The organism is Streptomyces sp. NPDC005141 (assembly GCF_053599975.1).
Genome location: NZ_JBSFYW010000004.1, coordinates 121,526 through 147,480 on the forward strand (window position 1 = coordinate 121,526; position 25,955 = coordinate 147,480).

Annotated in this window: 25 protein-coding genes; 10 read left to right on the forward strand and 15 right to left on the reverse strand. The window is 72.4% G+C overall.

What is annotated here, in order from left to right; all coding sequences use genetic code 11:
• Nucleotides 1-211: 211 nt before the first annotated feature.
• The 4 genes from ACWD68_RS04720 to ACWD68_RS04735 form a co-directional block, all read right to left on the reverse strand.
• On the reverse strand, nucleotides 212-1,396 hold the full coding sequence (locus ACWD68_RS04720; protein WP_451805029.1) for an SfnB family sulfur acquisition oxidoreductase: 1,185 nt from the start codon (nucleotides 1,394-1,396) through the stop codon (nucleotides 212-214).
• A gap of 5 nt (nucleotides 1,397-1,401) precedes the next feature.
• Nucleotides 1,402-1,956, reverse strand: coding sequence for an NADPH-dependent FMN reductase (ssuE, locus tag ACWD68_RS04725; protein WP_451805030.1), 555 nt, complete (start codon nucleotides 1,954-1,956; stop codon nucleotides 1,402-1,404).
• A gap of 86 nt (nucleotides 1,957-2,042) precedes the next feature.
• Nucleotides 2,043-3,167, reverse strand: a complete 1,125-nt coding sequence (gene sfnG / locus ACWD68_RS04730) for a dimethylsulfone monooxygenase SfnG (protein ID WP_451805031.1) — start codon at nucleotides 3,165-3,167, stop codon at nucleotides 2,043-2,045.
• A 172-nt stretch (nucleotides 3,168-3,339) separates the two neighbouring features.
• Complete coding sequence (locus tag ACWD68_RS04735; protein WP_355794513.1) at nucleotides 3,340-3,423, reverse strand: putative leader peptide; 84 nt, start codon at nucleotides 3,421-3,423, stop codon at nucleotides 3,340-3,342.
• Between the two features lie 137 nt (nucleotides 3,424-3,560).
• Here ACWD68_RS04735 and ACWD68_RS04740 point away from each other — a divergent pair, with 137 nt between their 5' ends.
• Complete coding sequence (locus ACWD68_RS04740) at nucleotides 3,561-4,487, forward strand: LysR family transcriptional regulator (protein WP_451805032.1); 927 nt, start codon at nucleotides 3,561-3,563, stop codon at nucleotides 4,485-4,487.
• A 548-nt stretch (nucleotides 4,488-5,035) separates the two neighbouring features.
• Here the strand turns inward: ACWD68_RS04740 and ACWD68_RS04745 are convergent.
• The 3 genes from ACWD68_RS04745 to ACWD68_RS04755 all read right to left on the reverse strand — a co-directional run bounded on the left by ACWD68_RS04745 (nucleotide 5,036) and on the right by ACWD68_RS04755 (nucleotide 8,220).
• Complete coding sequence (locus tag ACWD68_RS04745) at nucleotides 5,036-5,203, reverse strand: hypothetical protein (protein ID WP_385707050.1); 168 nt, start codon at nucleotides 5,201-5,203, stop codon at nucleotides 5,036-5,038.
• Between the two features lie 153 nt (nucleotides 5,204-5,356).
• Complete coding sequence (locus ACWD68_RS04750; protein ID WP_451805033.1) at nucleotides 5,357-7,480, reverse strand: MMPL family transporter; 2,124 nt, start codon at nucleotides 7,478-7,480, stop codon at nucleotides 5,357-5,359.
• Nucleotides 7,481-7,698: 218 nt separating this feature from the next.
• A complete protein-coding gene (locus ACWD68_RS04755; protein WP_451805034.1) occupies nucleotides 7,699-8,220 on the reverse strand; it encodes a MarR family winged helix-turn-helix transcriptional regulator in 522 nt (173 codons plus the stop codon).
• A gap of 152 nt (nucleotides 8,221-8,372) precedes the next feature.
• On the opposite strand from ACWD68_RS04755, the gene ACWD68_RS04760 reads away from it, so the two are divergent.
• The 3 genes from ACWD68_RS04760 to ACWD68_RS04770 all read left to right on the forward strand — a co-directional run bounded on the left by ACWD68_RS04760 (nucleotide 8,373) and on the right by ACWD68_RS04770 (nucleotide 12,391).
• The gene (locus ACWD68_RS04760) at nucleotides 8,373-9,902 is read left to right on the forward strand and encodes an SDR family oxidoreductase (RefSeq protein WP_451805035.1); all 1,530 of its coding nucleotides are present in this window, start codon (nucleotides 8,373-8,375) and stop codon (nucleotides 9,900-9,902) included.
• Between the two features lie 78 nt (nucleotides 9,903-9,980).
• A complete protein-coding gene (locus ACWD68_RS04765; protein WP_451805036.1) occupies nucleotides 9,981-11,354 on the forward strand; it encodes a cryptochrome/photolyase family protein in 1,374 nt (457 codons plus the stop codon).
• A gap of 287 nt (nucleotides 11,355-11,641) precedes the next feature.
• Nucleotides 11,642-12,391 carry a DUF4142 domain-containing protein gene (locus ACWD68_RS04770; RefSeq protein WP_451805037.1) on the forward strand — a complete coding sequence of 250 codons (750 nt, stop codon included), beginning with the start codon at nucleotides 11,642-11,644 and terminating at the stop codon, nucleotides 12,389-12,391.
• Nucleotides 12,392-12,448: 57 nt separating this feature from the next.
• On the opposite strand, the gene ACWD68_RS04775 is transcribed toward ACWD68_RS04770, so the two are convergent.
• Nucleotides 12,449-13,447, reverse strand: coding sequence for a MerR family transcriptional regulator (locus tag ACWD68_RS04775; RefSeq protein WP_451805038.1), 999 nt, complete (start codon nucleotides 13,445-13,447; stop codon nucleotides 12,449-12,451).
• Nucleotides 13,448-13,559: 112 nt separating this feature from the next.
• Between ACWD68_RS04775 and ACWD68_RS04780 the strand changes: the two genes are divergently transcribed.
• From ACWD68_RS04780 to ACWD68_RS04790, 3 genes are all read left to right on the forward strand, one after another.
• Complete coding sequence (locus ACWD68_RS04780; RefSeq protein WP_451805039.1) at nucleotides 13,560-14,165, forward strand: sigma-70 family RNA polymerase sigma factor; 606 nt, start codon at nucleotides 13,560-13,562, stop codon at nucleotides 14,163-14,165.
• A 153-nt stretch (nucleotides 14,166-14,318) separates the two neighbouring features.
• A complete protein-coding gene (locus ACWD68_RS04785; RefSeq protein ID WP_451805040.1) occupies nucleotides 14,319-14,903 on the forward strand; it encodes a sigma-70 family RNA polymerase sigma factor in 585 nt (194 codons plus the stop codon).
• Nucleotides 14,900-15,652 (forward strand): anti-sigma factor, encoded by a 753-nt coding sequence (locus ACWD68_RS04790; RefSeq protein ID WP_451805041.1) that lies wholly within the window; start codon nucleotides 14,900-14,902, stop codon nucleotides 15,650-15,652. The genes ACWD68_RS04785 and ACWD68_RS04790 overlap by 4 nt, the downstream gene beginning before the upstream one ends.
• 127 nt (nucleotides 15,653-15,779) lie before the next feature.
• Here the strand turns inward: ACWD68_RS04790 and ACWD68_RS04795 are convergent, their stop codons facing one another.
• The 6 genes from ACWD68_RS04795 to ACWD68_RS04820 form a co-directional block, all read right to left on the reverse strand.
• On the reverse strand, nucleotides 15,780-16,586 hold the full coding sequence (locus ACWD68_RS04795) for a DUF1295 domain-containing protein (RefSeq protein WP_451805042.1): 807 nt from the start codon (nucleotides 16,584-16,586) through the stop codon (nucleotides 15,780-15,782).
• On the reverse strand, nucleotides 16,583-17,902 hold the full coding sequence (locus ACWD68_RS04800) for a class I SAM-dependent methyltransferase (RefSeq protein WP_451805043.1): 1,320 nt from the start codon (nucleotides 17,900-17,902) through the stop codon (nucleotides 16,583-16,585). Before ACWD68_RS04800 ends, ACWD68_RS04795 begins: the two co-directional genes overlap by 4 nt.
• On the reverse strand, nucleotides 17,899-19,167 hold the full coding sequence (locus ACWD68_RS04805; RefSeq protein ID WP_451805044.1) for a class I SAM-dependent methyltransferase: 1,269 nt from the start codon (nucleotides 19,165-19,167) through the stop codon (nucleotides 17,899-17,901). Before ACWD68_RS04805 ends, ACWD68_RS04800 begins: the two co-directional genes overlap by 4 nt.
• Complete coding sequence (locus ACWD68_RS04810; RefSeq protein WP_451805151.1) at nucleotides 19,164-19,892, reverse strand: DUF1365 domain-containing protein; 729 nt, start codon at nucleotides 19,890-19,892, stop codon at nucleotides 19,164-19,166. Before ACWD68_RS04810 ends, ACWD68_RS04805 begins: the two co-directional genes overlap by 4 nt.
• Nucleotides 19,892-21,217 (reverse strand): NAD(P)/FAD-dependent oxidoreductase, encoded by a 1,326-nt coding sequence (locus ACWD68_RS04815; protein WP_451805045.1) that lies wholly within the window; start codon nucleotides 21,215-21,217, stop codon nucleotides 19,892-19,894. The genes ACWD68_RS04810 and ACWD68_RS04815 overlap by 1 nt, the downstream gene beginning before the upstream one ends.
• 152 nt (nucleotides 21,218-21,369) lie before the next feature.
• Entirely contained in the window at nucleotides 21,370-22,206 is an 837-nt protein-coding gene (locus ACWD68_RS04820) for an MBL fold metallo-hydrolase (protein ID WP_451805046.1), read from the reverse strand.
• Nucleotides 22,207-22,331: 125 nt separating this feature from the next.
• Between ACWD68_RS04820 and ACWD68_RS04825 the strand changes: the two genes are divergently transcribed.
• Nucleotides 22,332-22,934 carry a TetR/AcrR family transcriptional regulator gene (locus ACWD68_RS04825; protein ID WP_451805047.1) on the forward strand — a complete coding sequence of 201 codons (603 nt, stop codon included), beginning with the start codon at nucleotides 22,332-22,334 and terminating at the stop codon, nucleotides 22,932-22,934.
• 180 nt (nucleotides 22,935-23,114) lie between these two features.
• A complete protein-coding gene (locus tag ACWD68_RS04830; RefSeq protein WP_451805048.1) occupies nucleotides 23,115-23,558 on the forward strand; it encodes an SPW repeat protein in 444 nt (147 codons plus the stop codon).
• A 62-nt stretch (nucleotides 23,559-23,620) separates the two neighbouring features.
• On the opposite strand, the gene ACWD68_RS04835 is transcribed toward ACWD68_RS04830, so the two are convergent.
• The gene (locus ACWD68_RS04835) at nucleotides 23,621-25,156 is read right to left on the reverse strand and encodes an AMP-binding protein (protein ID WP_451805049.1); all 1,536 of its coding nucleotides are present in this window, start codon (nucleotides 25,154-25,156) and stop codon (nucleotides 23,621-23,623) included.
• 154 nt (nucleotides 25,157-25,310) lie between these two features.
• On the opposite strand from ACWD68_RS04835, the gene ACWD68_RS04840 reads away from it, so the two are divergent.
• Nucleotides 25,311-25,883 carry a GNAT family N-acetyltransferase gene (locus ACWD68_RS04840; RefSeq protein ID WP_451805050.1) on the forward strand — a complete coding sequence of 191 codons (573 nt, stop codon included), beginning with the start codon at nucleotides 25,311-25,313 and terminating at the stop codon, nucleotides 25,881-25,883.
• Nucleotides 25,884-25,955: the final 72 nt, after the last annotated feature.

Genomic DNA, 25,955 nt, shown 5'->3' on the forward strand with positions numbered 1-25,955 from the left:
GCGTTCTCCGATCGTGGGGGGGGGGCATGGCGGGCGAGGGGGCCGCCGGACGGGGGCCGACGTGCCGTGCCCGAGGTGTGGGGCCGAAGAGCGGCCTCCTGGAGTGCAGGGACCTGGTGGTGCCGGGGGGTGGTGGCGACTGGGACGGTGCCCGGGTGCCCGGGTGCCTGGGTCTCGGTGGTTCGGGTCGTGTGGGCCCGCGATCGCGGGGCTAGAGCAGGCCGTGTCGCGGTGGATTGGTGCCGCTCAGGACGTATCGGCCGATGTGCTGGATCTTCCAGCGCGCCGGATCGTGCAGGGTGTGGGTGCGGGCGTCGCGCCAATGCCGGTGCAGGTTGAGGGAGTTCAGAGCGGAACGGGTGCCGGACACCTCGAAGAGGGCGTCCGCCACGAGTACGGCGGTGGCGGCGGTGTGCGCCTTCGCGGCGGCCACCGCGATCGACGCCTCGGCCGCCGACGAGTCGGTCAGCTCGTCGCGAGCCGTGTCGACCGCGCGGGCCGCGACGCCGAGCAGCGCCTCGGATGCCCGGACCTGAAGGGCGAGTTCGCCGAAGCGCTGGATGAGCAACGGGTCCTCGGCGGCCGTCTCCACACCGCTCTCGAACCAGGGCCGGCTCTTGGTGCGCACGAACTCCGCCGCCTCGGCGAGCGCGCCGGCCGCGATCCCGGCGTCGATGGCCGCGTGCAGCAACTGCGCCACCGCCCCGTGCAGTTGCGGCTCACGGAAGGTGAGATGGTGCGGGACCACGCGGTCGGCCGGCACCTCGACGCCGTCGAGACGGACGGTGCCGCTGGCCGTGGTGCGCTGTCCCATGCCGTCCCAGTCGTCGACGACCGTGACGCCGTCGGCGTCCCGTGGGACGAAGGCGACGTGCAGGTTGTCGTCCTCGGCACGGGCCAGGACCGGGATCCAGTGGGCGAAGAGCGCTCCGGTGGAGTAGTGCTTCACGCCGGTGAGCCGGTACGAACCGTCCGGGCGCGGTTCGAGCCGGGTGCGGATGTCCTGGACGTGCCGAGTACCGGCCTCCGACTGCGCGTTGCCGAACCGCCGCCCCGCCAGAACCTCGGCGAAGAAGAACTCCTGCTGGGCGAGCGTGCCCTGACGGCATATCACGTTCGTGTACACGAAGTGGTTCTGCGGGATCTGCGCGAGGCTGGCGTCGGCCGAGGCCAGCAGCCGGAAGATCTCCGCCAGGGTCTCCTGGCGTACATCCGCCCCGCCGTGCTCGGCCGGCACCGTGACGGCGAGCAGGCCCGAGGCGGAGAGCCGCTCCAGCTCCTCGTACGGAAGGCGTCGTTCGGCGTCCCGCGCCGAGGCTCCGGCGCGGAACTCCTCAGCGAGTGCGGCGGCGACGGCCAGGGCCCCGGCGTCGTCGGCGATCACTTTGGCGGTCATCGGGGTCAGCCCGCGGCGGCCAGCAGCGGCGTACGGCCGAGGGCCGCCGAGAACTGGTCCACCACCTGGGCCAGGGCCTCGGCGGTCCCCGGCTCCACGGTGACGCTCCCGTCCTGCGCGGTCGTGATGTCCTTGTCGAGGGTGAACCAGCCTTGGACAATGTGTGCAGCGCCCATGGAGTTCAGCACCGGGCGCAGCGCGTAGTCCAGAGCGAGCACATGGGCGGTGCTGCCTCCGGTGACCAGCGGCAGCACCGTCTTTCCGGTCAGGGCGTACTGCGGGAGCAGGTCGAGGAGGGCCTTGAGGACGCCGGAGTAGGCGGCCTTGTAGACGGGGGTGCCGATGACCACGCCGTCGGCGCGGGCGAACAGCGCGGTCGCCTCGACGATGGCGGGGTGCTGGAAGTCCGCGCCGAGCAGCGCCTCCGCGGGGATGGTCCGGACGTCGAGGGGAATCACCTCGTGGCCCTGGGCGGCGAGCCGGGTGTCGAGGTGACGCAGGAGTTTGGCGGTGCGGGAAGAGACCGAGGGGCTGCCGGAGACGGACAGGACGGTGGCCATGAGTCCTCTTTCGTGAACGGGGTTCTGAGTGGGCGGACTGCCGGAGCGGACGGGGGAAGGGCAGGGAGACGGGCGCGGACCGCTCGTCACGCGTGTGCCGCGGCGGACTCCTTTTCCCGGTCGGGCAGTTGGGCCTCCAGTTCGCGCACCAGGGGCAGCACGCGGCGCCCGAAGTACTCGACCTCCTCGTGGTAGTGCAGGAAGCCGAGGAGGAAGAGGTCGACGCCGAGACGCTTGTAGGCGACGATCCGCTCGGCGATCTGTTCCGGAGTGCCGATGAGCCCCGTACGGAAGCCGTCGTTGTACTGGACGAGGTCCTCGAAACCGGAGTCCTGCCACATGCCCTTGCCGTCGGCGGTGGACGCTCCGGCCTGCTTCACGGCGGCACCGAAGCCCTCGACGGCCTCGGTGTCGGCCTGCGCGACGATCTCGCGGAGGGTCGCGCGGGCCTCGGCCTCGGTGTCCCGGGCGATGAGGAATCCGTTGAGGCCGAACTTCGGCGCGGTGCGCCCGGCCCGGGCGGCGGAGACGCGGACGTCCTCGATCTGCTCGACGACTCCGTCGAAGTCCTTGCCGTTGGAGAAGTACCAGTCCGAGACACGGCCCGCCATGGCCCGGGCGGCGGTGGAGTTGCCGCCCTGGAAGATCTCCGGGTGCGGGCGCTCGGGGGTGTTCAGGGGCTTGGGCCTGAGCGAGAAGTCACGCAACCGGTAGAAGTCGCCGCCCAGTTCGGTGTGGTCCTCGGTCCAGATCTGGCGGAGCGCGCGGATGAACTCCTCGGATCGGCGATACCTCTCGTCGTGCTCCAGCCAGGGTTCGCCGAGCGCGGTGAACTCGGCCTTGAACCAGCCGCTGACGACGTTCACGGCGAAGCGGCCGTGCGAGAGGTGGTCGGCGGTGGCGCCGAACTTGGCGAGGACGCCGGGATGCCACAGTCCCGGATGGACGGCCGCGATGACCTTCAGGCGCTCGGTGGCGAGGAGCAGGGCGAGGCTGAAGGAGGTCGACTCGTGCTGGTACTCGGCGCCGTAGCCGGCCATGTAGCGGACCTGGCTGAGCGCGTAGTCGAACCCGTTGTTCTCGGCGAGGACGGCGAGTTCGCGGTTGTAGTCGTAGCCCCAGTCGGTGCGCTGTTCGATCTTGCTGGTGACCAGGCCGCCGCTGACGTTGGGCACCCAGTAGGCGAAGCGGACGGGTTCGGATGCGGACACGGAACAACTCCTGATGTGCGTACGACGGCATGACGAAGAAAGGCCCGGGAATTCAGCGGGAATTCGGGCTGCGAAATGCGGGTGACGGGCAGGGAGTTCGTCCTGGCGCGCGGCGGGTGAAATCAGCCGCGGCGGACCGGTCCGTGCGAAGGGGACCCTACCGTCGGGATCGTCAGGCTTCGCGACAACAGAAGGAGCTGGAGACACGCGCGAGGTCGACGTGGCGTCGCCGCGTGAGGTCCAGTCGCATCTTCATGACGCCGATCGTCGCAGCCCCCGGTCCCGGCAGTCAAGGAATGGCCGACCGGTCTCGCATCCCGGACCGCCGAATTTCACGAGGGCGTGACAGGGAAAGCCTTGAACCGGTCCGCGCGGCGGCGGCATTCTGCTGTTGTGCGAATAGAGCAGCTGGAATACATCGCGGCGGTCACCCGGCTCGGCTCGATGCGCCGGGCCGCCGAGGAACTCCACCTGTCCCAGCCCGCGTTGAGCGAGACAGTGCGGAACCTGGAACGCGAACTGGGTGTCGACCTGCTGGAGCGCAAGCGGTCGGGGGCGCGGATGAGCGCCGAGGGACGGGAGCTGCTCCCGCACATCGTCAATGTGCTGGACGCCGTCGACCGGCTGCGCGGCGCGGCGGGCGAGCAGCACCGCGTCCGGCGGATGGTCCGCGTCGGCACGGTGAACGCGGCCACCGTGCCCCTGCTCATCCCCACGGTCCGGGATTTCCGGGTGTCGCACCCGCTGACGCAGGTCGAGGTGGTCGGCGCCCAGCAGGCCGAGATCCACCGCACGCTGACCGAGGGCGGCCTCGATCTGGGCCTGGTGAACCATCTGGACGGCGACGATCTGCCCGCGGAGTTCGAGTCCACCCGGCTCCTCGGCGGACGGCCGGTGCTGTGTGTGCGCCCGGACAGCCCGCTGGCGTCCCTGTCGTCGGTGTCGGCGGACGACCTGCTCGCCGACCATGAGCCGCTCATCGCCATGCGCTCCGGGTACGTCATGTACCGCTATGTCCACCGGTTCCTGGAGGGCCGGGTCCCCGGCTTCTCGTACTCCACCGACGGCGCCGAGATGGGCAAGCTCATGGTCGCCGAGGGACTGGGCGCGACCGTGCTTCCCGACTTCAGCGTCATCGGCGACCCCCTGGAGAGGTGCGGCGCGATCACCCACCGGCCGCTCACCGACGAGACGACACGGGTCCTGCTGATGCTGCGGCGCCGACGGGCGGACTCGGTGCCACGAGCGGCCCAGGACCTGCACGAGGCGTTCGTCCGCAGGGCCGGGGAGCTCGGCGGCGCGCTGACGTCCGGGGCGTGATCCGGGCGGGGCACGGAAGGGGACCCGCGGGCGGCGGCGTCCCTGATCCGGCCTCGCCGGGCGCTCTGCTCCCGTCCCCGGCGGCATCCGCTTCCGGCCTCCGGCGAGACGTACGTCCCGGCCCCGACGGGGGCCTCTCACCGGACCTGGGCGGGACCCGCACTCCGGACCTCGACGAGAACCCCTCGACGACCCGGGGCACGGCACCCTCGCCCTCGCGCGGAGCGACGACGCGGATGTGACGACCGCCGCCGCCCTGGTCGTCGGGCGGGGCGCGCCCGGGGGACGAGGTTCCTCCTCGCCCCCTGGATCGCCGAGGCACGGACGCGCGACCTGACGCGTCCCGACTCTCCGTCCCGGCCGGTCGGCGTCGCCCGGGACGGGGTCACCGCGCCGCTCGCCGCCCCGGCCGCCGGCGAGACCTGCGACCGTCGGCCTGTGAACGGCGTGTCACTGGCCCCGGTCGGCGGCTGGGCGAGCCGATGAGCCGGCCCGACCGCGCGGGGTCCGCCCCGGTCCTCGTCCCCGATCGGGACGGCGACGCGGAGTCAGTCCTCTTCGCCGATCGGGACGACCACGAGGAAGGCGTCCGACTTCAGGTCCATCACGACCGTCGCCGCCAGGCCCTCGGTACGGCGTCGTGCCGCGTACTCCTCCGCGGTCCAGGATCCACGTGGAGCCCCAGCGGGAAATCGTTCCAGCACCTTTGCGCCCATGGCGGCAGACACCTCCAGCTCTGACCTCGGACCCGGAGCCACGAGTCCCGTGGGAACCGCTTGCCCGGGATTCTCCGAGACATGTCAGGTCCGTCCGCCGTCCGTCGACAGCGGCGGCCACCGACCCGGCGACGGACCGGAGGGCCCGCCCGCTCACACCTCGACGCGCTCGACCCCGTGGGGCACGGGCCCGGGCTGCGGCTCGCGGCTCAGCGTTCCCGGCCACCAGGCGCGGCGGCCGATGTCGCGGACCAGGGCGGGCACCAGCAAGGAGCGGACCACCAGGGTGTCGAGCAGGACACCGAAGGCGACGATGAAGGCGATCTGCACGAGGAAGGCCAGCGGGATCACGCCGAGGGCGGCGAAGGTCGCGGCCAGCACCACGCCCGCCGAGGTGATCACCCCGCCGGTGGCGACGAGTCCGCGCAGCACACCCTGGCGTACGCCGTGGAGCAGCGACTCCTCTCGGACCCGGGACATCAGGAAGATGTTGTAGTCGACTCCGAGGGCCACCAGGAACACGAAGCCGTACAGCGGGACGGAGGCGTCGGTGCCCGTGAAGCCGAACCCGTGCCGGAACACAAGTGACGAGATGCCCAGGGTGGCGAGGAAGTTGAGCGCCACGGTGGCCACCAGCAGGACCGGCATCAGCAGCGAGCGGAGCAGGCCGATCAGGATGACCAGGATGATGGCGAGCACCACGGGCACGATGAGCGTGCGGTCGCGTTCGGCGGTCTGCCGGGTGTCGTACTGCTGGGCCGTGTAGCCCCCGACGAGCGCGTCGGCACCCGGCACGGCGTGCACCGCCTCGCGCAGCCGCGCGACGGTGTCCTTGGCCGCGTCGCTGTCCGCGGCGGAGCGCAGGGTGACGTCGACACGCACCCGGCCGTCGACCGCCTGGGGCTCTCCCGCGCCGGGCTGCCCGGACGCCGTCACGGCGGCGGCCGAGGCGACACCCTCCGTCGCGCGCGCCGCGGCCGTGACCTGCGTGACGCGGTCGGCGTCCGCGATGATCACGGCGGGGTTCCCGGAACCGCCGGGGAAGTGGCGTCCAAGGGTCTCCTGCGCGGCGACGGACGGCGCGTCGTTGACGAAGATCTCGTCGAGGGGGACGCCCTTCGCGGTGAGGGTGGGCGCGAAGGCGGCGCAGGCCAGGAGCCCGGCCAGGGCGATCGCCCAGACCTTGCGCGGCGCGCGGTCCACCAGAGCCGCGACCCGGTTCCAGATGCCGCTGCCCGTCCGCGCGTTCCCCGCCGGGCGGGGTCCGGCCGGCCAGTAGGCGGCGCGGCCGAGCAGCACCAGGGCGGCGGGCAGGAAGGTGAGCGTGCTCAGGACGGCGCAGACGACGCCGATGGCGCCCACGGGGCCGAGCGCCCGATTGTTCGTCAGGTCGCTGAGCAGCAGCGCGAGCAGTCCGAGGGCGACGGTTCCGGCGCTCGCGACGATCGCGCCCCAGGACTGCCGCAGCGCGGCCCGGACGGCCGTGAACCGGTCGCTGCGCAGAGCGAGTTCCTCGCGGTGGCGGGCGGTCAGCAGGAGGGCGTAGTCGGTCGCGGCGCCGATCACGAGGATCGAGAGGATGCCCTGCACCTGACCGTCCACGCGGACGACGTCGTGGTCGGCGAGGACGTAGACGATCGCGCAGGCAAGGCCCAGCGCGAAGACCGCCCCGAGGATGATCAGGAAGGGCAGCAGCACGCTGCGGTAGACGAGCAGCAGGATCACCAGGACGGTCACCAGGGCCACCCCGAGGAGCAGGCCGTCGATCCCGGCGAAGGCGTCGGAGAGGTCGGCCTGGCTGGCCGCCGGTCCGGCGACCTGCGCGCTCGTTCCCGGGACGCGTTCGGCGGCGGCGCGGATGCGGTCGAGGGCGTCGGGGAGCTTCTTGCCGAGGTCGGGCCTGAGCTGGACGACGCCCTCCAGCGCCTTGCCGTCCCGTGACGGCAGGGCGGGTGACGCCCGGCCGACCACGCCGGGGGCACCGGTGAGCGAGGCGAGGGCTCCGCTCGCGGCGGACCGCTGGGACCGGGCGACGGAAGCGTCGCCGTCCACGGTCCAGACGACGATCGCGGGCAGCGTCTCGGCCTGCCGGAAGGCGCGCTGCTGGGCCACCACCTTCGTGGATTCGGCGCTGCGCGGCAGGAAGGCGGCCTGGTCGTTGGTGGCGACCTCGCCGAGTCTGCCGGCGTAGGGGCCGAGGGTCCCTCCGATGCCGAGCCAGGCCACGAGCAGGACGACGGGGATCAGCCACAGGGCCCGTCGCGGGGTGATGGACATCGCTCTCCAGATTTCACGGGCAGTTGTCTCAATGAAAAAGAATCTCAATAATTGAGATATCTTGCGCCCAGATCGTAGACCACGCCCCCGCTTCCGGACCAGGCACCCGCCCGGATGCACGGACGGCGGCCGGACTCACGCCCCGTGGCACATCCGTGGCCGGGAGAACGGTGCCCGGAGCCCGCGGGCCGTCGGGACGCGCCCGCGGACGGACGGGTTCAGCGCCCTGGGGAGCGCACGCCGGAGAGCTGTTCGTTCATCTCCGTCAGGAAGCGGAGGACCACCGACAGTTCGTCCTCGCTGAAGCCGGACCGCACGCTCATGGTGACCTCGGCGAGCGGCCTGAAATGGTCGCGCGCGGCCGATCTGGCATCGGGGACGTAGTGGAGATGGACCACCCTGCGGTCGGGACTCTCCCGGGCGCGCCGGATGTGGCCCGCGCGCTCCAGCCGGTCCAGGCACGCGGTGACCGCGCCCGAGGTGAGTCCGAGGTGCTCGCGGAGCCGGCCGGGCGTGAGCGGCTCGGGCGCGTCGAGGATCGCGGCGAGCGCCTGCACGTCCGTGGCGTGCAGACCGTGCTCCCCGGCGAAGCCGTGGACGAGCCGGTTGATCTCGCCGTTCATGCGGCGCAGCTGGACCGCGAAGGCCTGGAGATCCGTCGCCGGAGCGCGCTCCGGCTCCCGGCCCGCGTCGGGGTCCGGGTCACCCGTCCGGTCGTCACGGTCGTCTCGTCTGGCCACGCGATCAGCCTATAGAAGTCCGCCGCGTGTCCCTCGTACGGCCGTCTCGCGCCGGGCCGTCCCGTACGGCGCATCCGCGGGCGGCGCCGACGGGGAAGGGATTCAGGAGGGGGCGGACAGCGGGGGCAGCGCCGGCGACCGACGGAGGACCCATGAGCGACGACGACGCACCCACCGGACCGAGGTGTCTGGTGACCGGTGCCACCGGCTACATCGGCGGACGGCTGGTCCCCGAGCTGCTGGCCGAGGGGTACCGGGTGCGCTGTCTGGCCCGCTCCCCCGCCAAGCTGCGCGACTACCCCTGGGCCGGCGAGGCGGAGGTGGTGCGCGGCGACGTCATGGACGCCGCTTCCGTCGCCGACGCGATGGACGGGTGCGACGTCGCGTACTACCTCGTGCACGCCCTCGGCACGGGCCACGACTTCGAGGAGACCGACCGCAGGGCGGCCCGGATCTTCGGCGAGCAGGCCCGCGCGGCGGGTGTGCGGCGCATCGTCTACCTGGGCGGCCTCACCCCCGCGGGCGTACCGGAGAAGGAGCTGTCACCCCACCTCAGGTCACGGGCCGAGGTGGGCCGCATCCTGATGGAATCGGGGGTACCGGCCACCGTGCTGCGCGCAGCGGTGATCATCGGCTCCGGCTCGGCCTCCTTCGAGATGCTGCGCTATCTGACCGAGCGGCTGCCGGTGATGGTGACACCGAGCTGGGTGCACACCCGGATTCAGCCGATGGGCGTACGCGATGTGCTGCGCACCCTGGTCGGCAGCGCCCGGATGCCCGCGGAGGTCAACCGCGCCTTCGACATCGGCGGCCCCGAGGTCCTCACCTACCTGGAGATGATGCGGCGGTACGCGGCCATCGCCGGGCTGCCCCGCAGGCTCATCTTCCCGGTGCCGGTGCTCACGCCCCGGCTGTCCAGTCACTGGGTCGGACTGGTCACCCCGGTGCCCGCGTCCATCGCGCGCCCGCTCACCGAGTCGCTGCGTCACGAGGTCGTGTGCCACGAGCACGACATCGTCCGGTACGTTCCCGATCCACCGGGACGGCCGATCGGCTTCGACTCGTCGGTGTCCCTGGCGCTCCAGCGGGTGCGCGACGCCCAGGTGACCACACGGTGGTCGTCGGCCTCGTATCCCGGGACGTCCAGTGATCCGCTGCCCACCGACCCCGACTGGGCCGGCGGCAGTCTCTACACCGACCGCCGCGAGCTGACCGTGGACGCGTCGCCCGGGGCGCTGTGGCGGGTGATCGAGGGCATCGGCGGCGACAACGGCTGGTACTCCTTCCCCCTGGCCTGGGCGGTGCGCGGCTGGCTCGACCGAGCGGTGGGAGGGGTGGGGCTGCGGCGCGGGCGCCGGGACGCCGCCCGGCTGCGGGTCGGCGACTCGCTCGACTTCTGGCGCGTGGAGGAGATCGAGCCGGGTCATCTGCTGCGGCTGCGCGCCGAGATGCGGCTGCCGGGTCTGGCCTGGCTGGAGATGTACGCCGAAGTGACGGACAGCGGGCGTACGCGCTACCGCCAGCGTGCCCTGTTCCATCCGCACGGACTGCTCGGCCACCTGTACTGGTGGAGCGTCTCGCCGTTCCACTCCGTGGTGTTCGGCGGTATGGCCCGCAACATCGCGAAGGCCGCCGTGAAGAACGCGCCCGCCGGGCGGGAGGAACCCGCGCTCACCCGCTGACCCCCGCATCCGCGGGAGCCGGCCGAGCCGAAGCACACCGACGCCCTGCCCCACGCGGACCTGCCCCGGAGCCACGCCATGACCATCTCGATCGTCCTGTTCACCTCCGACCTGCGGCTGCACGACCACCCGCCGCTGCGAGCCGCCCTCGACGGTTCCGACGCGGTGGTGCCCCTGTTCGTCCGCGACGAGGCCGTCGCGGAGGCCGGGTTCACCGTTCCCAACCGGATGGCCTTCCTCACCGACTGTCTGGCGGATCTGGACGCCGGGCTCCGGGAGCGCGGCGGCCGTCTGGTGGTGCGTTCCGGCGACGTGGTGGCCGAGGTGGCCAAGACGGTCGCGGAGGCCGACGCCGACGAGGTGCACATGGCGGCGGGAGTCAGCGCCTACGCGCACCGCCGGGAGGAGCGGCTGCGCACCGCGCTGGAGGCGGAGGGGTGTCGTCTGCACGTCCACGAGACGGTGATCACCGCGCTGGCTCCCGGCGCGGTCACCCCCGCGTCCTCCGACCACTTCGCCGTCTTCACGCCGTACCACCGCCAGTGGGCGCGGCAGCCGTTGCGGGACGCGGTCGCCGCTCCCCGGGCCGTCCGGGTGCCGGAGGGCGTCGGCTCGGAGGAGATCCCGTCCCGCTCGGAGGTGTCCGGAGTGTCGCCGGGGCTGGCCACCGGCGGTGAGACGGAGGCCAGGAAGCGCGTCACGGCCTGGCTGCGGAGCGGGATCGGGGCCTACGAGGACCGCCATGACGACCTGCCCGGCGACGCGACCTCCCGGCTCTCCCCCCACCTGCACTTCGGCACGCTGTCGCCGGTCGAGCTGGTCCACCGGGCGGCCGCCGCGGGCGGTCCGGGCGCCGAGGCGTTCGTACGGCAGCTGGCGTGGCGGGATTTCCACCACCAGGTGCTGGCCGCCCGGCCGGACGCGTCCGCGGCCGACTACCGCTCCCAGCACGACCGTTGGCGCTCGGCCGCCGAGGCGCGGGACGAAATCGAGGCGTGGCGGGAGGGGCGGACCGGCTATCCGGTGGTGGACGCGGCGATGCGGCAGCTGCGGCACGAGGGCTGGATGCACAACCGGGGCCGCCTGCTCACCGCGAGCTTCCTGGCCAAGACGCTGTACGTGGACTGGCGGGTCGGGGCCCGGCACTTCCTGGACCTGCTGGTGGACGGCGATGTCGCCAACAACCAGCTCAACTGGCAGTGGATGGCGGGAACGGGCACGGACAGCCGGCCCAACCGCGTCCTGAATCCGGTGACCCAGGCCAAGAAGTACGACCCGGACGGCGTGTATGTCCGGCGCTGGGTGCCCGAGTTGGCGGGGCTCGCGGGGCGTGCCGTGCACGAGCCGTGGAAGCTCCAGGGCCTGGACCGCGCGGCCTACGACTACCCGGACCCGATCGTCGATCTGTCCGAGGGGCTGGCCCGGTTCAAGAAGGCCCGGGGCCGCGACTGAGCCGGGCGTGTCCGAGGCCTCGCGGGCGTGACCGGGGCGTCGCGGGCGTGACCGGGGCGTCGGGAGACTGACGGCGCGGACGTACCGTCAACCGGGGCTGGACGACCGGGCGGTGACCGAGCGGAACTTGCCGGAATTTTACCCGGAGTAGAGGTTTCCTTCCGGCCTGACCCCGTATTGCTGGTCGTCCGAACCACTCGTACCGGATCCGTCCGTACCGGATCCATCGCGCGGCCGACCGGAGTCAACGGCTCCGGGTCGCCGCCGCGTCGCCAGGAGGCTGCTCAATGCGCATTGCACGGAACGCGGGAACACTCTTCGTGACCGGCGCGTTGACCCTGACCCTCGCCGCGCTCGCCTACCCGGCCATGCTGGGGGTGTCGACCGCGACCACCACCTCGACGCGCATCATCGCCAATCCGTCCTCGGGTCCGCTGACCGAGGCCGATCGCGACTTCGTCGTCAAGGTGCGCGCGGCGGGACTTTGGGAGTACCCGGTCGGACAACTGGCCCTGCAGAAGGGGACGATACCGGCGGTCCGTACGGCGGGGCAGCACCTGATCTCGGGCCATGCCGGGCTCGACGACACGAGCCGCAAGGTCGCCACGCAGCTCGGCATCACGCTGCCCAACAAGCCGTCCCCGCAACAGCAGGGCTTCGTGGCGACGTTGAGCGCGGACAGCGGCAAGAAGTTCGACACCGACTTCGCCAACATCCTGCGCGTGACGCACGGGCAGATCTTCTCGACCGTCGCGAAGATCCGCGCCACGACCGAGAACACGCTCGTACGTCAGCTCGCCGACCAGGCCAACGACACCGTGCTGGACCACATCACCGTGATGGAGAAGACCGGACTGGTCGACTTCGAGCAGGTGATCATCCAGGAGACGACGCTTCCGAAGGTGCCCAAGGACAATCTGACGCCTCCCGCGCCACAGCCCGGCGAGCCGGTCGTCGTCCTGACGCCTCCCGCGGGCGACGGCGCGGGCGGTGCCTCGGTCTCCGCGAAGCCCTCTCCGACGCCGACGGTGGGCTGACCGGCGGGGGCGACGGTACGGCGGCCTACGCGGGCGGCTCGGTGAGCCTCGGCCGGTTCAGCCGCCGGCCAGGCCGGCCAGCGTGCTGAGCGCGTCCCGCAGTCCCGGCGGCCGGAGCATGCCGGGCTCCGTGCGTCCGGCCCAGCCGGGGCCGCCCAGGAGGACGGCGGGATGGCCGCGGGCGCCCTTGACGCCCCAGGTGGTGGCGGCGATGTGGCGGGCCAGCGGGCGGTCGGCGGTGGAACGGGTCTGGGACCACAGGACGACGGCGACCGGCCCCAGCCGCCGCACCGCCGCGGTCAGCGCCTCCGGGGGCACCGCGGGGCCGAACATCCGGGTGGGCAGGCCCTGTTCGACGAGCCCCGCGTGCAGCGCCTCGAGCGGCAGGCTGTGCTGTTCGCCCGGCACGCAGGCCAGCACCACGGGTCCCGCGCCGGCGTTCGGCACTCCGGGAACCGCCGGTCCCGGGGCGCGGTGCAGCACCCGGGAGATGTGCCAGGACAGCAGGTGCTCCACCTCCACGTAACGGTCTCCGGCGGACTCCCACTTGCGTCCCACCGCGTGCAGGGTCGGCACCATCACCTCCTCCCAGCCGACGACCACGCCGTGCCGTGTGACGAGCGAGGTCAACTGGTCGTCCACAGAGGGCGCGTCGAGGCGTACGGCGGCGCGCGCGAGGCCCTTGCACTCCTGCCGGGCGTCACCGAGGGGCAGCGCTCCGGCCGCCCGCGAACGGGAATCGCCCTGGCCGGCCGGGGCACCGGCCTCGGGCGCGACCGGGTCGGACCGGCCCTTCGCGGCCCTGGCCGCCTCGGCGGGCGGCACTCCGGCCGAGGTCAGCCGGCACATCTCCTCGAGCATCGCGACGTCCTGGGGCGTCCAGCGGCGGTGCCGTCCGTCGGAACGGACCGCGGGCCCCACTCCGTACCGGCGGTCCCAGGACCGCAGGGTGGTGGGTGAGACTCCGAGACGACGGGCCAGCGCACCGGTGGTGACACCGGCCTCGGCGGATCCCGTGCCCGGTCCCCGCCCCTGATCCGACCGGCTCTCACCCATACGGCGACTATACGACGCAGAAACGATGCGAGTTGTCGCCTCTGTCCCGTCGTTCACACGATGGGTCCACGGGGCCCGCCGCAGGAGGCGCCCGGAGCGAGGAGCCGTGGCCATGAGCGCAGATCCGACCGTCGAACAGCGGACCGCCGAGCCCGCGTCCACGATCACGGACGCGATCGCGGACGCGGACCTGGCGCGGGGCATCATCGACGGGGACGAGGCCTCGATCGCCGCCGCGTACCGGCGCTGGGCCCCCCTTGTCCACACGCTCGCCCGGCGCTCGCTGGGCGATCCGCGCGAGGCCGAGGACGTCACCCAGCAGGTGTTCCTCGCCGTGTGGCGGGGCGGGCGGGGCTATCGCCCGGAGCGCGGCCCACTCGCCGGCTGGCTCGTCGGCATCACCCGGCGCAAGATCGCCGACGCGTTGTCCGCGCGGACCCGGCGCACCGAGCTGGTCGGCGCGGCCGGCGCCCTCCTGGTCCTCGCCGACGACACGCGGGCCCGGCCCGAGGCGGCGCTCGACCGTGTCCTGGTCCGGCACGAGCTGGCCAAGCTCCCGACACCGCAGCGCCGGGTGCTGCATCTCGCGTTCTACGAGGACCTCACGCAGACGCAGATCGCACAGCGCACCGGCCTGCCGCTGGGCACGGTCAAGAGCCACTCCCGACGCGGTATGCACCAGTTGCGCGACGGTCTGCGGTCGGCGGCGGAGGTCTGAGCGCCGACGGCGCGCCGTGTTCAGCGGGCCGCCCGAGGCGTGGCGCGCCGATGTCCCCCGGCCCGTCCGGATCATTCCTGCCGCGGGCCAATCCGCGGCCCGACCGGCTTCGGATCACTTCCGAACCGTCATCGCGTCCTGGAGGACCACACCGTGAAGGAAGCCGTGGAGATCGGGAGAAACCCGTCTGCGGAGCCCGATCTGCCCGAACTGATGGCCCAGGTCGCCCGGGGCGACCAGCAGGCGTTCGCCGCGCTGTACGACGTCGTGGCGGGTCCCGTCCTCGGCATCGTGCGCAGGGTGCTGCGCGACCGGGCGCAGTCGGAGGAGGTCACCCAGGAGGTGCTGGTCGAGGTGTGGCGGACCGCGGCCCGCTACCGGCCCGAGCGTGGGTCGGTCACGAACTGGGTCCTCACCCTCGCCCACCAGCGGTCCGTGGACCGGGTGCGCTCGGTCGAGGCCTCGGCGGCGCGGGAGCACAAGGCCGCTCTCCTCGACCGGACGCCCGAGTTCGACGAGGTGATCGAGCAGGTCGAGGCGCGCCTGGAACGTGAGCAGGTACGGCGCTGTCTGCGCACCCTGACGGAGCTCCAGCGCCAGTCGGTGACGCTGGCCTACTACCGCGGACTGACCTACCGGGAGGTGGCGGAACTGCTCGCGCTCCCCCTCGGCACGGTCAAGACCCGCCTGCGCGACGGTCTGATCCGACTTCGTGACTGCCTGGGGGTGACGGCGTGACCACGGTGGACCTGCACACGCTGACCGGCGCGTACGCGCTGCATGCGCTGCCCGACGACGAACGTGAACGGTTCGAGCGGCACGCCGCGGACTGCGAGGCCTGTGCGCAGGAGGTCCGGGAACTGACCGCCGCGGCCGCGCGACTGGGCCTGGCCGTCACCACGTCGCCGGGCCCGGCGCTCAAGGACCAGGTCATGCGGCGGATCACCACGGTCCGCCAGGAGGGGCCGCGCACGATTCCCCTCACGGCGCCCCGGGGCGCCGGCACCCGCGGGCGCCGGTCCGCGTCCTGGGCGCTCGCGGCCGCTCTGGCCGCCGCCGCCTCGCTGGGCGGTACGGCGGTGTGGCAGCACGAGCGCGCCCAGGATGCCCAGGAGCAGGCCCGGCAGGCCGAACGGCGTACGGACGAGGTGGCCGCGGTCCTCGCCGCCCCCGACGCCAAGTCGCGTACGGCCAGGCTGGCGGGCGGGGCGAGCGGCACGGTCGTGGTCTCCAAGGACCGGGACCGGGCGGTGTTCATCGCCTCGCGGATGGCGACGCCGCCGAAGGGCAAGGTCTACCAGCTGTGGTTCGACGACGCGGGCACCATGCGGTCCGCCGGGCTGATGGATCCCGGCCGCACCACCGAGGCGGTGCTCCTGGACGGCTCCGTCGACGACGCCTCCGGCCTGGGGATCACGGTGGAGCCGACCGGTGGTTCGGCCGAACCCACCTCCGATCCGCTGGCTCTGCTGAGTTTCCCCGCCTGAGCGTTCGTGCCTTCACCCTCTGCACCGGTGAGGGCACGAGGTGCTCGCCCTGGCGCCTGTGGGTCCCCTCCGGCGGGAGGGGACCCACAGGCGACGCCGTGGTGCCGAAAAGGGAACTCCGGACCGGTCAGCCGCGACGCTTCGGGGGCAGGGGAAAGAAGCCGCTGGTGCGCTCCGCGTACTCGCGGAAGCCCGGACGCTCGGCCATGTGGCGCTCCAGCATCGGCTTTCCGCTGCCGTTGATCAGCAGGTAGCTCATCACCAGCGGCGACACCACCGACACCGCCGCCGACGGCGCACTGCCGCAGGCGAGCAGGAACAGGCCCCACCACACGCAGAAGTCGCCGAAGTAGTTGGGGTGGCGGGTCCAGCTCCACAGGCCGCGGTCCATGACGCGGCCGCGGTGGGCGGGGTCGGCCTTGAAGCGGGCGAGCTGGGCGTCGCCCAGCGCCTCGAAGAACAGGCCGACCGCCCACAGCGCGGTGCCCGTCCAGGCGAGGCCGGTCAGCGGGCCCGGCACGTACTGCGCGGCCTGGACCGGCAGCGACACCAGCCACACCAGCGCCCCTTGCAGGAGGTACACCATGCGCAGGGCGTAGAGGTCACGGCTGCCGGGGGCCTTGGCCAGCAGGGCCTCGTAGCGCGGATCCTCGCCGTGCCCCCGGCCGCGCCGCGCGATGTGCGCGGCCAGCCGCAGTCCCCACACCGAGGTGAGGACCGTGACCAGCACGCGCCGCGCGTCGTCGCCCTCCCCGGCGGACGCCAGGAAACTGACGAGGGCCACCGCGGTGAACCCGATCCCCCAGGCGACGTCCACGATCCGGTGCAGCCCCTTGTGTACGGCGACGGCGAAGGTGGCGAGCATGACGGCGAGCGCCGCGGCGGCCGCGAGAGCGAGGTTCTGGGCGAACTCGCCCCAGGGGAAGCCGCTCATCGCTCGTCCGTCCCCGGGTACCAGGCGCGCGGCACGGCGGGCATCCCGCTGATCCCGGCGGGTGTGGGCCGCACGCTCAGGATCTGGTCGACGCCCATTCGGCGCTCCTCGAAGGCGAGCGCCCCGCCGACGAGGTACAGCCGCCACACACGCGCCGTCTCCTCCCCGACGAGCCGCACGAAGTCGTCCCAGCGCTCCTCCAGGGTGCGGTGCCAGGCCGCGACCGTCCGGACGTAGTGCTCGCGCAGCGATTCCACCGAACGCACCTCGAGACCGGCGCCCTCCAGGAGTCCCACGGTCTCGCCCAGGGGCCGCATGTGCATGTCGGGGGCGATGTACGCCTCGATGAACGCGCCGCCGCCCGGGGCGACGGATCCCCGGGACATCTGCTGCACGAGAACGCGCCCCTGGGGACGCACCAGCCGGCGCAGGGAGGCGGCGAAGGCCGGGTACTCGGCGTCGCCGACGTGTTCGCCCATCTCGACCGTGGCGACCGCGTCGTAGGCGCCTCCCTCGATGTCCCGGTAGTCCTGGCACACCACGTCGACCAGGTGCTCCAGCCGGCGCTCCCGCACCTGCTCGCGTACGTACGCCGCCTGTTCCGCGGCCAGTGTGACCGCGGTGACCTGCGTCTTGTGCTCCTCGGCCGCGTACAGGGTGAGGGAGCCCCAGCCGCATCCGATGTCGAGGAGCCGGGCTCCCGGCACCAGACCGAGCTTGCGGCAGATCAGCTCCAGCTTGGCGCGCTGGGCGTCGGCGGGGCCGAAGGCGGGGTCGTCGCTCGTCCAGTAGCCGCTGGAGTAGGCCATGGTGTCGTCGAGGAGCAGCTGGTAGAACGCGTTCGACAGGTCGTAGTGGTGGCTGATGGCGGCCCGGTCGCGGGCCCTGCTGTGCAGGCCGCCGCGCAGGCGTGCCTGTGAGGCGGGGGTCGCGGGCCGGGGGCCGACCGCCCCGAGGCGCAGGGCGGCGCCGACGGCGTGGGCCCGGTCGGCGAGCGTGGGCCGGGGTGTGTGCAGACCGCGTTCGCGTACGGCGCCCCACATCACGCTCAGGGCCTGTGCGAGGTCGCCCTCGACATCGAGTTCGCGCGTGATGTAGGCCTGGGCCAGGCCCAGTTCCCCGGGCTGCCAGAGCAGCCGTCTGAGGGCACGTCGTGAACGCACCACCACGACGGGGGTGTCGGGTGGTCCGGCCTCGCTGCCGTCCCAGGCGCGCAGCCGCAGCGGGAGCGGTCCGCCGAGGGCGTCCTCGGCCAGTGCGGCGAGCCGGTGGGCGGCGCCGCGTCGAGTGGTGCGGGCGGCGGGCGCGGTGCTCATGGGGTGGGGTCCTCCTTCGTGAACAGGTACTGCTGGACGTCCAGATAGCCGGATCGGAACCCGGCTTCGGAGTAGGCGAGGTAGAAGGTCCACATGCGGCGGAAGGTCTCGTCGAAGCCGAGGGCGGCGACCTCGTCCGCCCGCTCGGCGAACCGTTCGCGCCACAGGCGCAGGGTCTCCGCGTAGTGCGCCCCGAAGGCGTCCCTGCGGGTGGTGCGCAGGGACGAGTGGGCGCGGGTCACCTCTTCCACCGCCACCACGGAGGGCAGCTGTCCGCCGGGGAAGATGTACTTCTGGATCCAGGTGAAGGTGTCGCGGGAGGCGAGCATGCGGTCGTGCGGCATGGTGATCGCCTGGAGCGCGACGCGTCCGCCGGGGGCGAGCCGTGCGTCGAGGGTGGCGAAGTAGACGGGCCAGAACTCATCGCCGACCGCCTCGATCATCTCGACGCTGACCACGGCGTCGTACGTTCCCCCGGCCTCGCGGTAGTCGCACAGCTCGATGCTCACCCGGTCGTCGAGCCCGGCCGCGCGTACCCGCTCGCGGGCCAGGGCCCGTTGCTCCCCGGAGAGGGTGAGCGAGGTGACGTGGGCCCCGCGTGCGGCGGCGCGGATCGCCAGCTCACCCCAGCCGGTGCCGATTTCGAGGAGCCGGGTACCGGGTCCGACCTCGGCGAGGTCCAGCAGGCGGTCGATCTTGCGGTGTTGCGCGGTGGCCAGCAGGGACCAGGTGGCGGGGAAGCCCCGGAAGAGGGCCGCCGAGTAGCTGAGGGTGTCGTCGAGGAAGAGCGCGAACAGGTCGTTGGAGAGGTCGTAGTGGCGGCTGATGTTGTCGCGGGCGCCCGTGGGGGTGTTGCGCTGGACGTCGGGCCGGCTCATCGCCCACAGTCCGCGCAGTTTCTGGAGCGGGGCCGGGACCAGCCGTGCCGCGTTCCCGGCCAGCACGGTGAGCGCGGCGACCAGGTCCGGCGCGTCCCACTCCCCCGCCATGTAGGACTCGCCGAAGCCGATGAGGCCCTGGGCAGCGATGCGGCGGTGGAAGGCGGAGGGGTCGTGGATCTCGATGACCGGGCCGCCCGCGCCGACGCGGGTTCCGTCGGCGAACCGTGCCTGCAGGGGCAGGCGTTCCAGCGCCCGGCGCAGCAGGGCCCGGGTGACGGCGGTGCGGGCTCGCGAGGTTTCCGGCGGCGTCACCACGTCCGGCCAGTGGTCCGGGTCGGTGTCCAGTCGTGGCGCCGCGACGGGGCAGGACTCGGCAGTCCTCATTTCACGTTCTCCTGGGCTCGGTGAGGGGTGCGGGGCTGGACGGGCAGTCCGCGCAGGTAGAGGCGGATGCCGTGCAGCCGGATGGCGGCGGACACGGCGGCGGTGGACCACGGGTTGCGCAGCGCCTGGCGCAGCAGCGAGCCGACGGTCGCGGCCCGGCGGGTCCCGCGTACGGTGGCGGTGAAGGGCCGGGCGCCCGCGCGTTCCAGATGGACCGTCAGATCGAGTCGGCTGCCGGGTCTGGGCAGCCGCATCCGGTACGCGCCGTCGACGGGGAAGAACGGCGAGACGTAGAACTCCTTGTCCGTCCGCGCGATCCCGCTGTCGCCGGGACGCAGCAGATAGGAGTGCCGTTCGCCGTAGGTGTTGTGCACCTCGGCGACGACGCAGCGCGCGGTGCCGTCGGGGTCGTGACACCAGTACAGGGTCAGCGGGTTGAAGACGTGGCCGAGGACCCGGGCGTGGGCGAGCATCACCACCGGTCCGCCGTGCAGGTCGACTCCGTGCGAGGCGAGGAAGCGGTCCAGACCCGCCCGGATGCTCGGCTGGTCGCCGTCGAAGTGGTCGCGGGGGTCGAACCGTGCCAACGGGCGGAGGACGAAGGGCAGTTCCGGCGGCCGGTCGGGGTCCGTCAGCCACATGTACGTCCGGTGGCGGAGCGCGTACCGGGTGGGTGCGGTGCGTATGTGCGCGACCGTGCAGGGATAGAGGGCGGGAGTGTCGATCACCAGGTCACCCCCAGCGCGGCGGCGGCCTCGACGCCGGACCGGCAGCCGTCCTCGTGGAAGCCCCACCCGTGGTAGGCACCGGCGTACGCGGTCACCGGGCTGTTCAGCCGCGGGAGTTGGCGTTGGGCGGCGACGGACTCGGGTGTGTATACGGGGTGTTCGTACTCCATGCGGGCCAGGACCCGGGACGGGTCGACGCGGTCCTCGCCGCCCAGGGTGACGACATAGGTCTCGGGCGCGTCCAGCCGCTGGAGGCGGTTCATGTCGTAGCTGACCCGGACCCGGTCCGCGTCGGTGCCGCAGTCCGGCATCAGGTAGTTCCAGGAGGCGCGGGCTCCGGTGGCGCGCGGCAGGAGTGCCGTGTCGGTGTGCAGGAGGGTGGTGTTGCGCGAGTAGCGGAAGGCTCCGAGGACCTCGCGTTCGGCGAGGCAGGGGTCCGCGAGCAGCCGCAGCGCCTGGTCGGGATGGACCGCGACGACCACGGAGTCGTACGAGGCGGTGGTGCCGTCCTCGGTGGTGATCTCCACCCCGTCGGCGTGGCGGCGCACGGCCCGGACCGGGGTGGAGGTGTGTACCGCGTCGAGCTGTTTGGCCAGCTGGTCGACGTAGGAGCGGGAGCCGCCGGTCACCGTGCGCCAGACCGGCGAGTCGCCCACCGAGAGCATGCCGTGGTGCTCCATGAAGCGGAACAGATAGGCGGCAGGGTAGCGGCGGGCCGTGGCGGCGTCGCAGGACCAGACCGCGGAGACGAGCGGGGTCATGAAGTGCCGGGTGAAGTAGGGCGAGAAGCGCTGCCGGGCCAGGAACTCGCCCAGGGTCAGGGTGTCTTCGCCGCCCTCGGCCAGCAGGCGGCGGGCGGCGCGGTGGAAGGCCGGTATTTCGGTGAGCATCCGCAGATAGGAGCCGCGCAGCGCGTTGCGCGGTGTGGCGAACAGGCCGGCGGGGCCTCGCGCGCCCGCGTACTCGAGTCCGCAGCCCTCGCACCGCACCGACATGCTCATCTCGGACTCCTGGGTGGCGACGCCGAGTTCGGCGAAGAGCCGCAGCAGGTTCGGGTAGGTGCGGTGGTTGTGCACGATGAAGCCCGAGTCGACGCGGTGCAGGCGTCCGTCGGACGAGGTCAGGTCGTGGGTGTGCGCGTGTCCGCCGAGCCGGTCGTCCGCTTCGTACAGGGCCACGGGCCCCACTCGGCTGAGCACGTGTGCGGCGGTGAGCCCGGCCACTCCCCCGCCGATCACGGCCGTGCGCCGGCGCGCCCCCTGCCGTTCCTGCCCGGTGCGCCCCGCGCCGCTGTCCGAAGCGTCTGCGGACCTGTGCCTCATCGGTTTCCTCCCGCCGGGCTCCTCGTCGGAGCTCTCGGAGGTATTCCGGAGCTGAGGCCTCTACGGATTGGCCGGGGAGCGATCATCCATCGATCGGGGGAGGAGGCCGCCGAAGGACGCCGTGACCAGGGGCCGAAGGCGCCGGGCCGTCCTCACCGGCCGCCCGTGCGCCCCGCCCCGTCCGTGTACCGGGCCAGTTCCCAGGGGTCGTGGGCGCTGAAGACGTCGACCTCGTCTCCGTGCAGGCGGACCAGTTCGCGCAGCCGTGCGTGGTTGGCGAGCCGGAGGGGCCGGTCCACCTCGGTGATCTGCTGGAGGATGTCCATTCCGGGGTGGCCCCGGGGACGGTCGGGGTCGATCTCGCGGTGGAAGTAGTAGGCGTCACCGCAGTGCAGGAGCCAGCGCCCGGCGTCCTGGACGGCTGTGGCGCTGTGGCCCCGGGTGTGCCCGCCGAGCGGGACGAGCAGGATCTCCGCGTGCAGGCCCTCCAGCGGGCGGACCGCGTCGAACCCGAACCAGGGGTCCCCCGAGGGCTCCGCGTACGTGACCCAGTGCGGCCGGTGTGCCCACTGGGCCGGGCGGTAGCGGACGCGGTCCTCGGGGTGGGTACCGGGTGCCGCCATGGCCGCGCGGTGCTCGGCCTCGCTCAGATGGACCTTGGCCCAGGGGAAGTCGGGCAGGCCGCCGGCGTGGTCGAGGTCGAGATGGCTGAGCACGATGTGCCGTACGTCCTCGGGCCGGAAGCCGAGGGCGGTGACCTGGTGCAGCGCGGTCTCGGCGAGGTCCAGGACCGGCTGGGCGCGGCCGAGGAAGTCCGCGCCGAGACTCTCCTCGGGCCGTGCCACATCGGCCGTACCGATGCCGCTCTCGATCAGGACAAGGCCGTCGCGGTCCGTTTCGACGAGCAGGCAGTGGCACACCGCGGGGAGGCTTCCCTCCGCGCTGTCGATCGTTCGCAGGGAACCGCAGTTCAGGTGGTGGATCTTCACGGGTGAGTCCCTTCGGGCGTCCGTGGATGCCCTCCTGGCACCGGCACGGAGCTGTACTGGGGTCCGTCATAAATAACGAACGTTCGTAAGCTAATAGCGAACGGTCGTTAGGTTAAGCTGACCGTATGAGCCCGCGCAAGTCCGTCGCCGAAACCGCCGCCACCCGTGACCGGATCATCGGGAGCGCCCTCGCACTGGCCTCCGCCGAGGGCCTCGAAGGCCTCACCATCGGACGCCTCGCCACCGATCTGGCGATGAGCAAGGCCGGCGTGATCGGCCACTTCGGCAACAAGGAGGCACTCCAGCTCGCCGTACTGGACGCGGCGGTCGAGCGGTTCCGGCTGCGGGTGCCGGCACGGGCCCTCGGGGCCAGGCCCGGTACGGAGCGGCTGACGCGCGCCTTCGAGGAATGGATCGCCTACATGGCCGAGGCAGAGGGGCACGGGGGCTGCTTCCTCACCTCGGTGGCGAGCGAGTTCGACGGCCGCCCCGGCCCGGTCCGCGACGCGGTCCTGGCCGCGCTGGACGCGTGGACCGCGTACGTCTCGGCGGAACTGGACACGGCGGTCGAGACCGGCCAGCTCCCCGGGCGCACCGATGTGGACCAGCTCGTCTTCGAGCTGGGCGGGGTGATCCTGGCGGCCGACCAGTCGATCCAGCTGCACCGCGACCCACAGGCGCCGACCCGGGCGCGTCGCGCCATCGCCCGCCTGCTCATCGCCCCCTGACACGGCCCCGCGGGACCTGCGGAGCGACGGGTCCGCAGGTCTCCTCCACATCGGTACGCGAGCGACACCTCTACACATAAGGGCGAAATAAGCGCAGAATGGTGATGCGCGGCGCCGACCGCGCGGTGCTTCGGGCGCGGTCGGGCCGTGGAGATCGGACCAGATCGAAGGAGACGAGTCATGGCCGACGTCTCACATGCCGGTGGCGACATCACCAGCCACCCGGATGCATCCGAGATGCGCGCCCGGTACGAGCGCGTGATCGGTGGTCGCGACGTGGCGCTCGTGGACGGGCCGGTGTTCCTGCTCGGCCTGTACTGCGCCGTGTCCCCGTGGGTACTCCACTACACGACGAGCCAGCCCGACCTGGCGACGCACAACCTGATCATGGGCATCGCGATCGGCGTGCTGGCTCTTGGATTCACCGTCACGCCGGGGAGGATGTACGGCCTGAGCTGGGCGATCTGCGCGATGGGCACCTGGATGATCATCTCGCCGTGGATCGTCGGCAGCAGCCCGGACACCGGAGTCGCGCTCAACAGCATCATCATCGGCGCCCTGGCCGTCGTGCTCGGCGCGCTGTGCGCGCTCACGGCGAACAGGAGCAGCGGCAACCGGTTGTGATGCCACAGCCGGGCGCGGGCGCCCGGTGTCCGCACCGGCGCCCGCGCCCTTCGACGGCTCGGTCAGTTGACGCCCCGGTCGTGGCCCTCCCAGTACGGCTCGCGCAGCTTGTACTTCTGGAGCTTGCCGGTGGCCGTCCGGGCCAGTTGATCCCGGAACTCGACCGAGGTCGGCGCCTTGTACCCGGCGAGGCGCTCCTTGCAGTACTGGATCAACTCCCGCTCCGTCGCCTTCGCCTCCGGCGCGAGGACCACCAGGGCCTTGACGGTCTCGCCCCACTTCTCGTGCGGCACGCCGATCACCGCGACCTCGGCGACCGCGGGATGACTGAAGAGCGCGTCCTCCACCTCGATCGAGGACACGTTCTCACCGCCGGTGATGATCACGTCCTTCTTGCGGTCACTGATCGTCAGATAGCCGTCCTCGCCGATCGATCCGCCGTCGCCGGTGTGGAACCAGCCGTCGGCCAGCGCCCGTTCGGTCTCCGTCGGCTGCTCCCAGTACCCCTCGAGGACGACGTTGGAGCGCGCGAGGATCTCGCCGTCGGCGGAGGTGCGCAGGGTCACGCCCAGTGCGGGGGCGCCTGCGCGCACCAGTTTCTCGGCCCGGGCCTGCGGGTCGAGGCCGTCCCATTCGGACCGTGAGCGGTTGACGGTGAGCAGGGGTGAGGTCTCGGTGAGGCCGTAGATCTGGATGAACTCCCAGCCCAGCAAGGACTCGACGCGTGCGACGGTCTTGGTGGGCGGCGGCGCTCCGGCGACGATGATGCGCACCCGGTCGCGGCCGGGGATCTCGCCCTCCCAGGACTCGGCGGCGGCCAGCACCGCGTTGACGACGGCCGGCGCCGCGCACATCACGGTCACGCCGTGCTCGGCCACCCGGCGCAGGATCTCCGCCCCGTCGACCTTGCGCAGCGCGATCTGCCGAACACCCAGGCCCGCCATGGCGAACGGCATTCCCCAGCCGTTGGCGTGGAACATCGGCAGGGTGTGCAGATACACATCGCGGTCGGTGACGCCCGCGTGCAGGGCGAAGGTCGCGGCGTTGACCCAGATGTTGCGGTGGGTGATCTGGACGCCCTTGGGCCGGGCCGTCGTACCGCTGGTGTAGTTGATCGTCGCGGTGGCGTTCTCGTCCGCCTGCCAGGGACGGGGTTCCGTGCCGAAGCGGTACAGCTCGGCGTCGGCGGCGGCGCCGAGTGTGAACCGGTGCTTGCAGCTGATCCCGGCGAAGCGGTCGGTCAGTTCGGGGTCGACGAGCAGGACGCTCGCGCCCGAGTGGTCGACGATGTAGCTCACCTCGTCGGCCGTGAGACGGAAGTTGACCGGTACGAGGACCCGGCCGTGGCCGCTGACGCCGAAGAACGAGATGAGCAGCCTGGCGCTGTTGGGCGAGACGACGGCCACGCGCGCGCCGTGCGGAACACCCAGCGCGTCGAGCCCGGCGGCCTGGGCTCTGGCGAGCTCCCCGACGCGCCGGTATGTCAGCCCCTCCCAGGGCTCGGCCGGCTGGTCCGGTTCGTCGACCACGCCGACGCGGTCGCCGTACACGGTGACGGCGCGGTCCAGGAAATCACGGGCCCCGAAGGGGACGAACATCACGGCCTCCCGACGATCGGACGATGTCCAAGTTCTATCCTGGCCACGCCCCCGCGCATCCGGACAAGCCCCGAGTGGCCTCGACCGCGTGTCCGCCTCCGTGTCCCGCGAGGCGCCCTTGGCCCCGACCCGCTCCACGCGTCAGGATCGTCCGATGGACAGCCGACCGACGTTCGAATTCCCCGGGCCGCTGCGCATCGACGGGCTGGGGCTGCACCTGCGTGAGTGGTCCGACGACGATGTCGCGGATCTCGTCGCGCTCTACGACGATCCCGAGATCGACCGGTGGACTCCGGTCGCCTCGCCCTTCGACACCGGGGCGGCGCTCGCCTACCTCGCGGCGGCCGAACAGAAGAGCGCCGAGGGGCGGGCCGTGCAACTGGCCATCACCACGGACGGTGAGCGGCCTCGGGGCGAGATCCTGTTGTTCCCCGGCTCGGCCGACGAGCGGGACGTCGAGCTCGCCTACGGCGTGGGGGCCGCGTACCGGGGCCGGGGACTCGCGACCCGGGCGGTCCGGCTCGTCGTGGACTTCGCGCACCGTCATGTCGGCGGGCGGCGCATCGTGCTGTGCATCGAGGACGGGAACACCGCGAGCGAGGGGGTCGCCAAGGCGGCGGGCTTCGCACTCGCCGGCGACGAGCCCGTCGTCCGTACCGCGAAGGGCCGGGAAGTCGTCCTGCGGACCTGGAGCCATCTCGACGACGCCGCCCCGTTCCGCGGGTGAGGGCACGCTCCGGCGGCCCGGCGGTCGCCCGGAACGGTGCGCGCGGTGCCCGCCGCCGAATGCCCGGCAGCG

What these genes read in the sequence shown, in the direction of transcription:
- ACWD68_RS04830 (WP_451805048.1), top strand. Translation starts at nt 23,115, where the DNA reads ATGGCCGACGTCTCACATGCCGGTGGCGACATCACCAGCCACCCGGAT.
- ACWD68_RS04815 (WP_451805045.1), bottom strand. Translation starts at nt 21,217, where the DNA reads ATGAGGCACAGGTCCGCAGACGCTTCGGACAGCGGCGCGGGGCGCACC.
- ACWD68_RS04780 (WP_451805039.1), top strand. Translation starts at nt 13,560, where the DNA reads ATGAGCGCAGATCCGACCGTCGAACAGCGGACCGCCGAGCCCGCGTCC.
- ACWD68_RS04805 (WP_451805044.1), bottom strand. Translation starts at nt 19,167, where the DNA reads ATGAGGACTGCCGAGTCCTGCCCCGTCGCGGCGCCACGACTGGACACC.
- ACWD68_RS04735 (WP_355794513.1), bottom strand. Translation starts at nt 3,423, where the DNA reads ATGAAGATGCGACTGGACCTCACGCGGCGACGCCACGTCGACCTCGCG.
- ACWD68_RS04795 (WP_451805042.1), bottom strand. Translation starts at nt 16,586, where the DNA reads ATGAGCGGCTTCCCCTGGGGCGAGTTCGCCCAGAACCTCGCTCTCGCG.
- ACWD68_RS04770 (WP_451805037.1), top strand. Translation starts at nt 11,642, where the DNA reads ATGCGCATTGCACGGAACGCGGGAACACTCTTCGTGACCGGCGCGTTG.
- ssuE (WP_451805030.1), bottom strand. Translation starts at nt 1,956, where the DNA reads ATGGCCACCGTCCTGTCCGTCTCCGGCAGCCCCTCGGTCTCTTCCCGC.
- ACWD68_RS04800 (WP_451805043.1), bottom strand. Translation starts at nt 17,902, where the DNA reads ATGAGCACCGCGCCCGCCGCCCGCACCACTCGACGCGGCGCCGCCCAC.
- ACWD68_RS04775 (WP_451805038.1), bottom strand. Translation starts at nt 13,447, where the DNA reads ATGGGTGAGAGCCGGTCGGATCAGGGGCGGGGACCGGGCACGGGATCC.
- ACWD68_RS04825 (WP_451805047.1), top strand. Translation starts at nt 22,332, where the DNA reads ATGAGCCCGCGCAAGTCCGTCGCCGAAACCGCCGCCACCCGTGACCGG.
- ACWD68_RS04745 (WP_385707050.1), bottom strand. Translation starts at nt 5,203, where the DNA reads ATGGGCGCAAAGGTGCTGGAACGATTTCCCGCTGGGGCTCCACGTGGA.
- ACWD68_RS04765 (WP_451805036.1), top strand. Translation starts at nt 9,981, where the DNA reads ATGACCATCTCGATCGTCCTGTTCACCTCCGACCTGCGGCTGCACGAC.
- ACWD68_RS04835 (WP_451805049.1), bottom strand. Translation starts at nt 25,156, where the DNA reads ATGTTCGTCCCCTTCGGGGCCCGTGATTTCCTGGACCGCGCCGTCACC.
- ACWD68_RS04840 (WP_451805050.1), top strand. Translation starts at nt 25,311, where the DNA reads ATGGACAGCCGACCGACGTTCGAATTCCCCGGGCCGCTGCGCATCGAC.
- ACWD68_RS04750 (WP_451805033.1), bottom strand. Translation starts at nt 7,480, where the DNA reads ATGTCCATCACCCCGCGACGGGCCCTGTGGCTGATCCCCGTCGTCCTG.
- ACWD68_RS04760 (WP_451805035.1), top strand. Translation starts at nt 8,373, where the DNA reads ATGAGCGACGACGACGCACCCACCGGACCGAGGTGTCTGGTGACCGGT.
- ACWD68_RS04720 (WP_451805029.1), bottom strand. Translation starts at nt 1,396, where the DNA reads ATGACCGCCAAAGTGATCGCCGACGACGCCGGGGCCCTGGCCGTCGCC.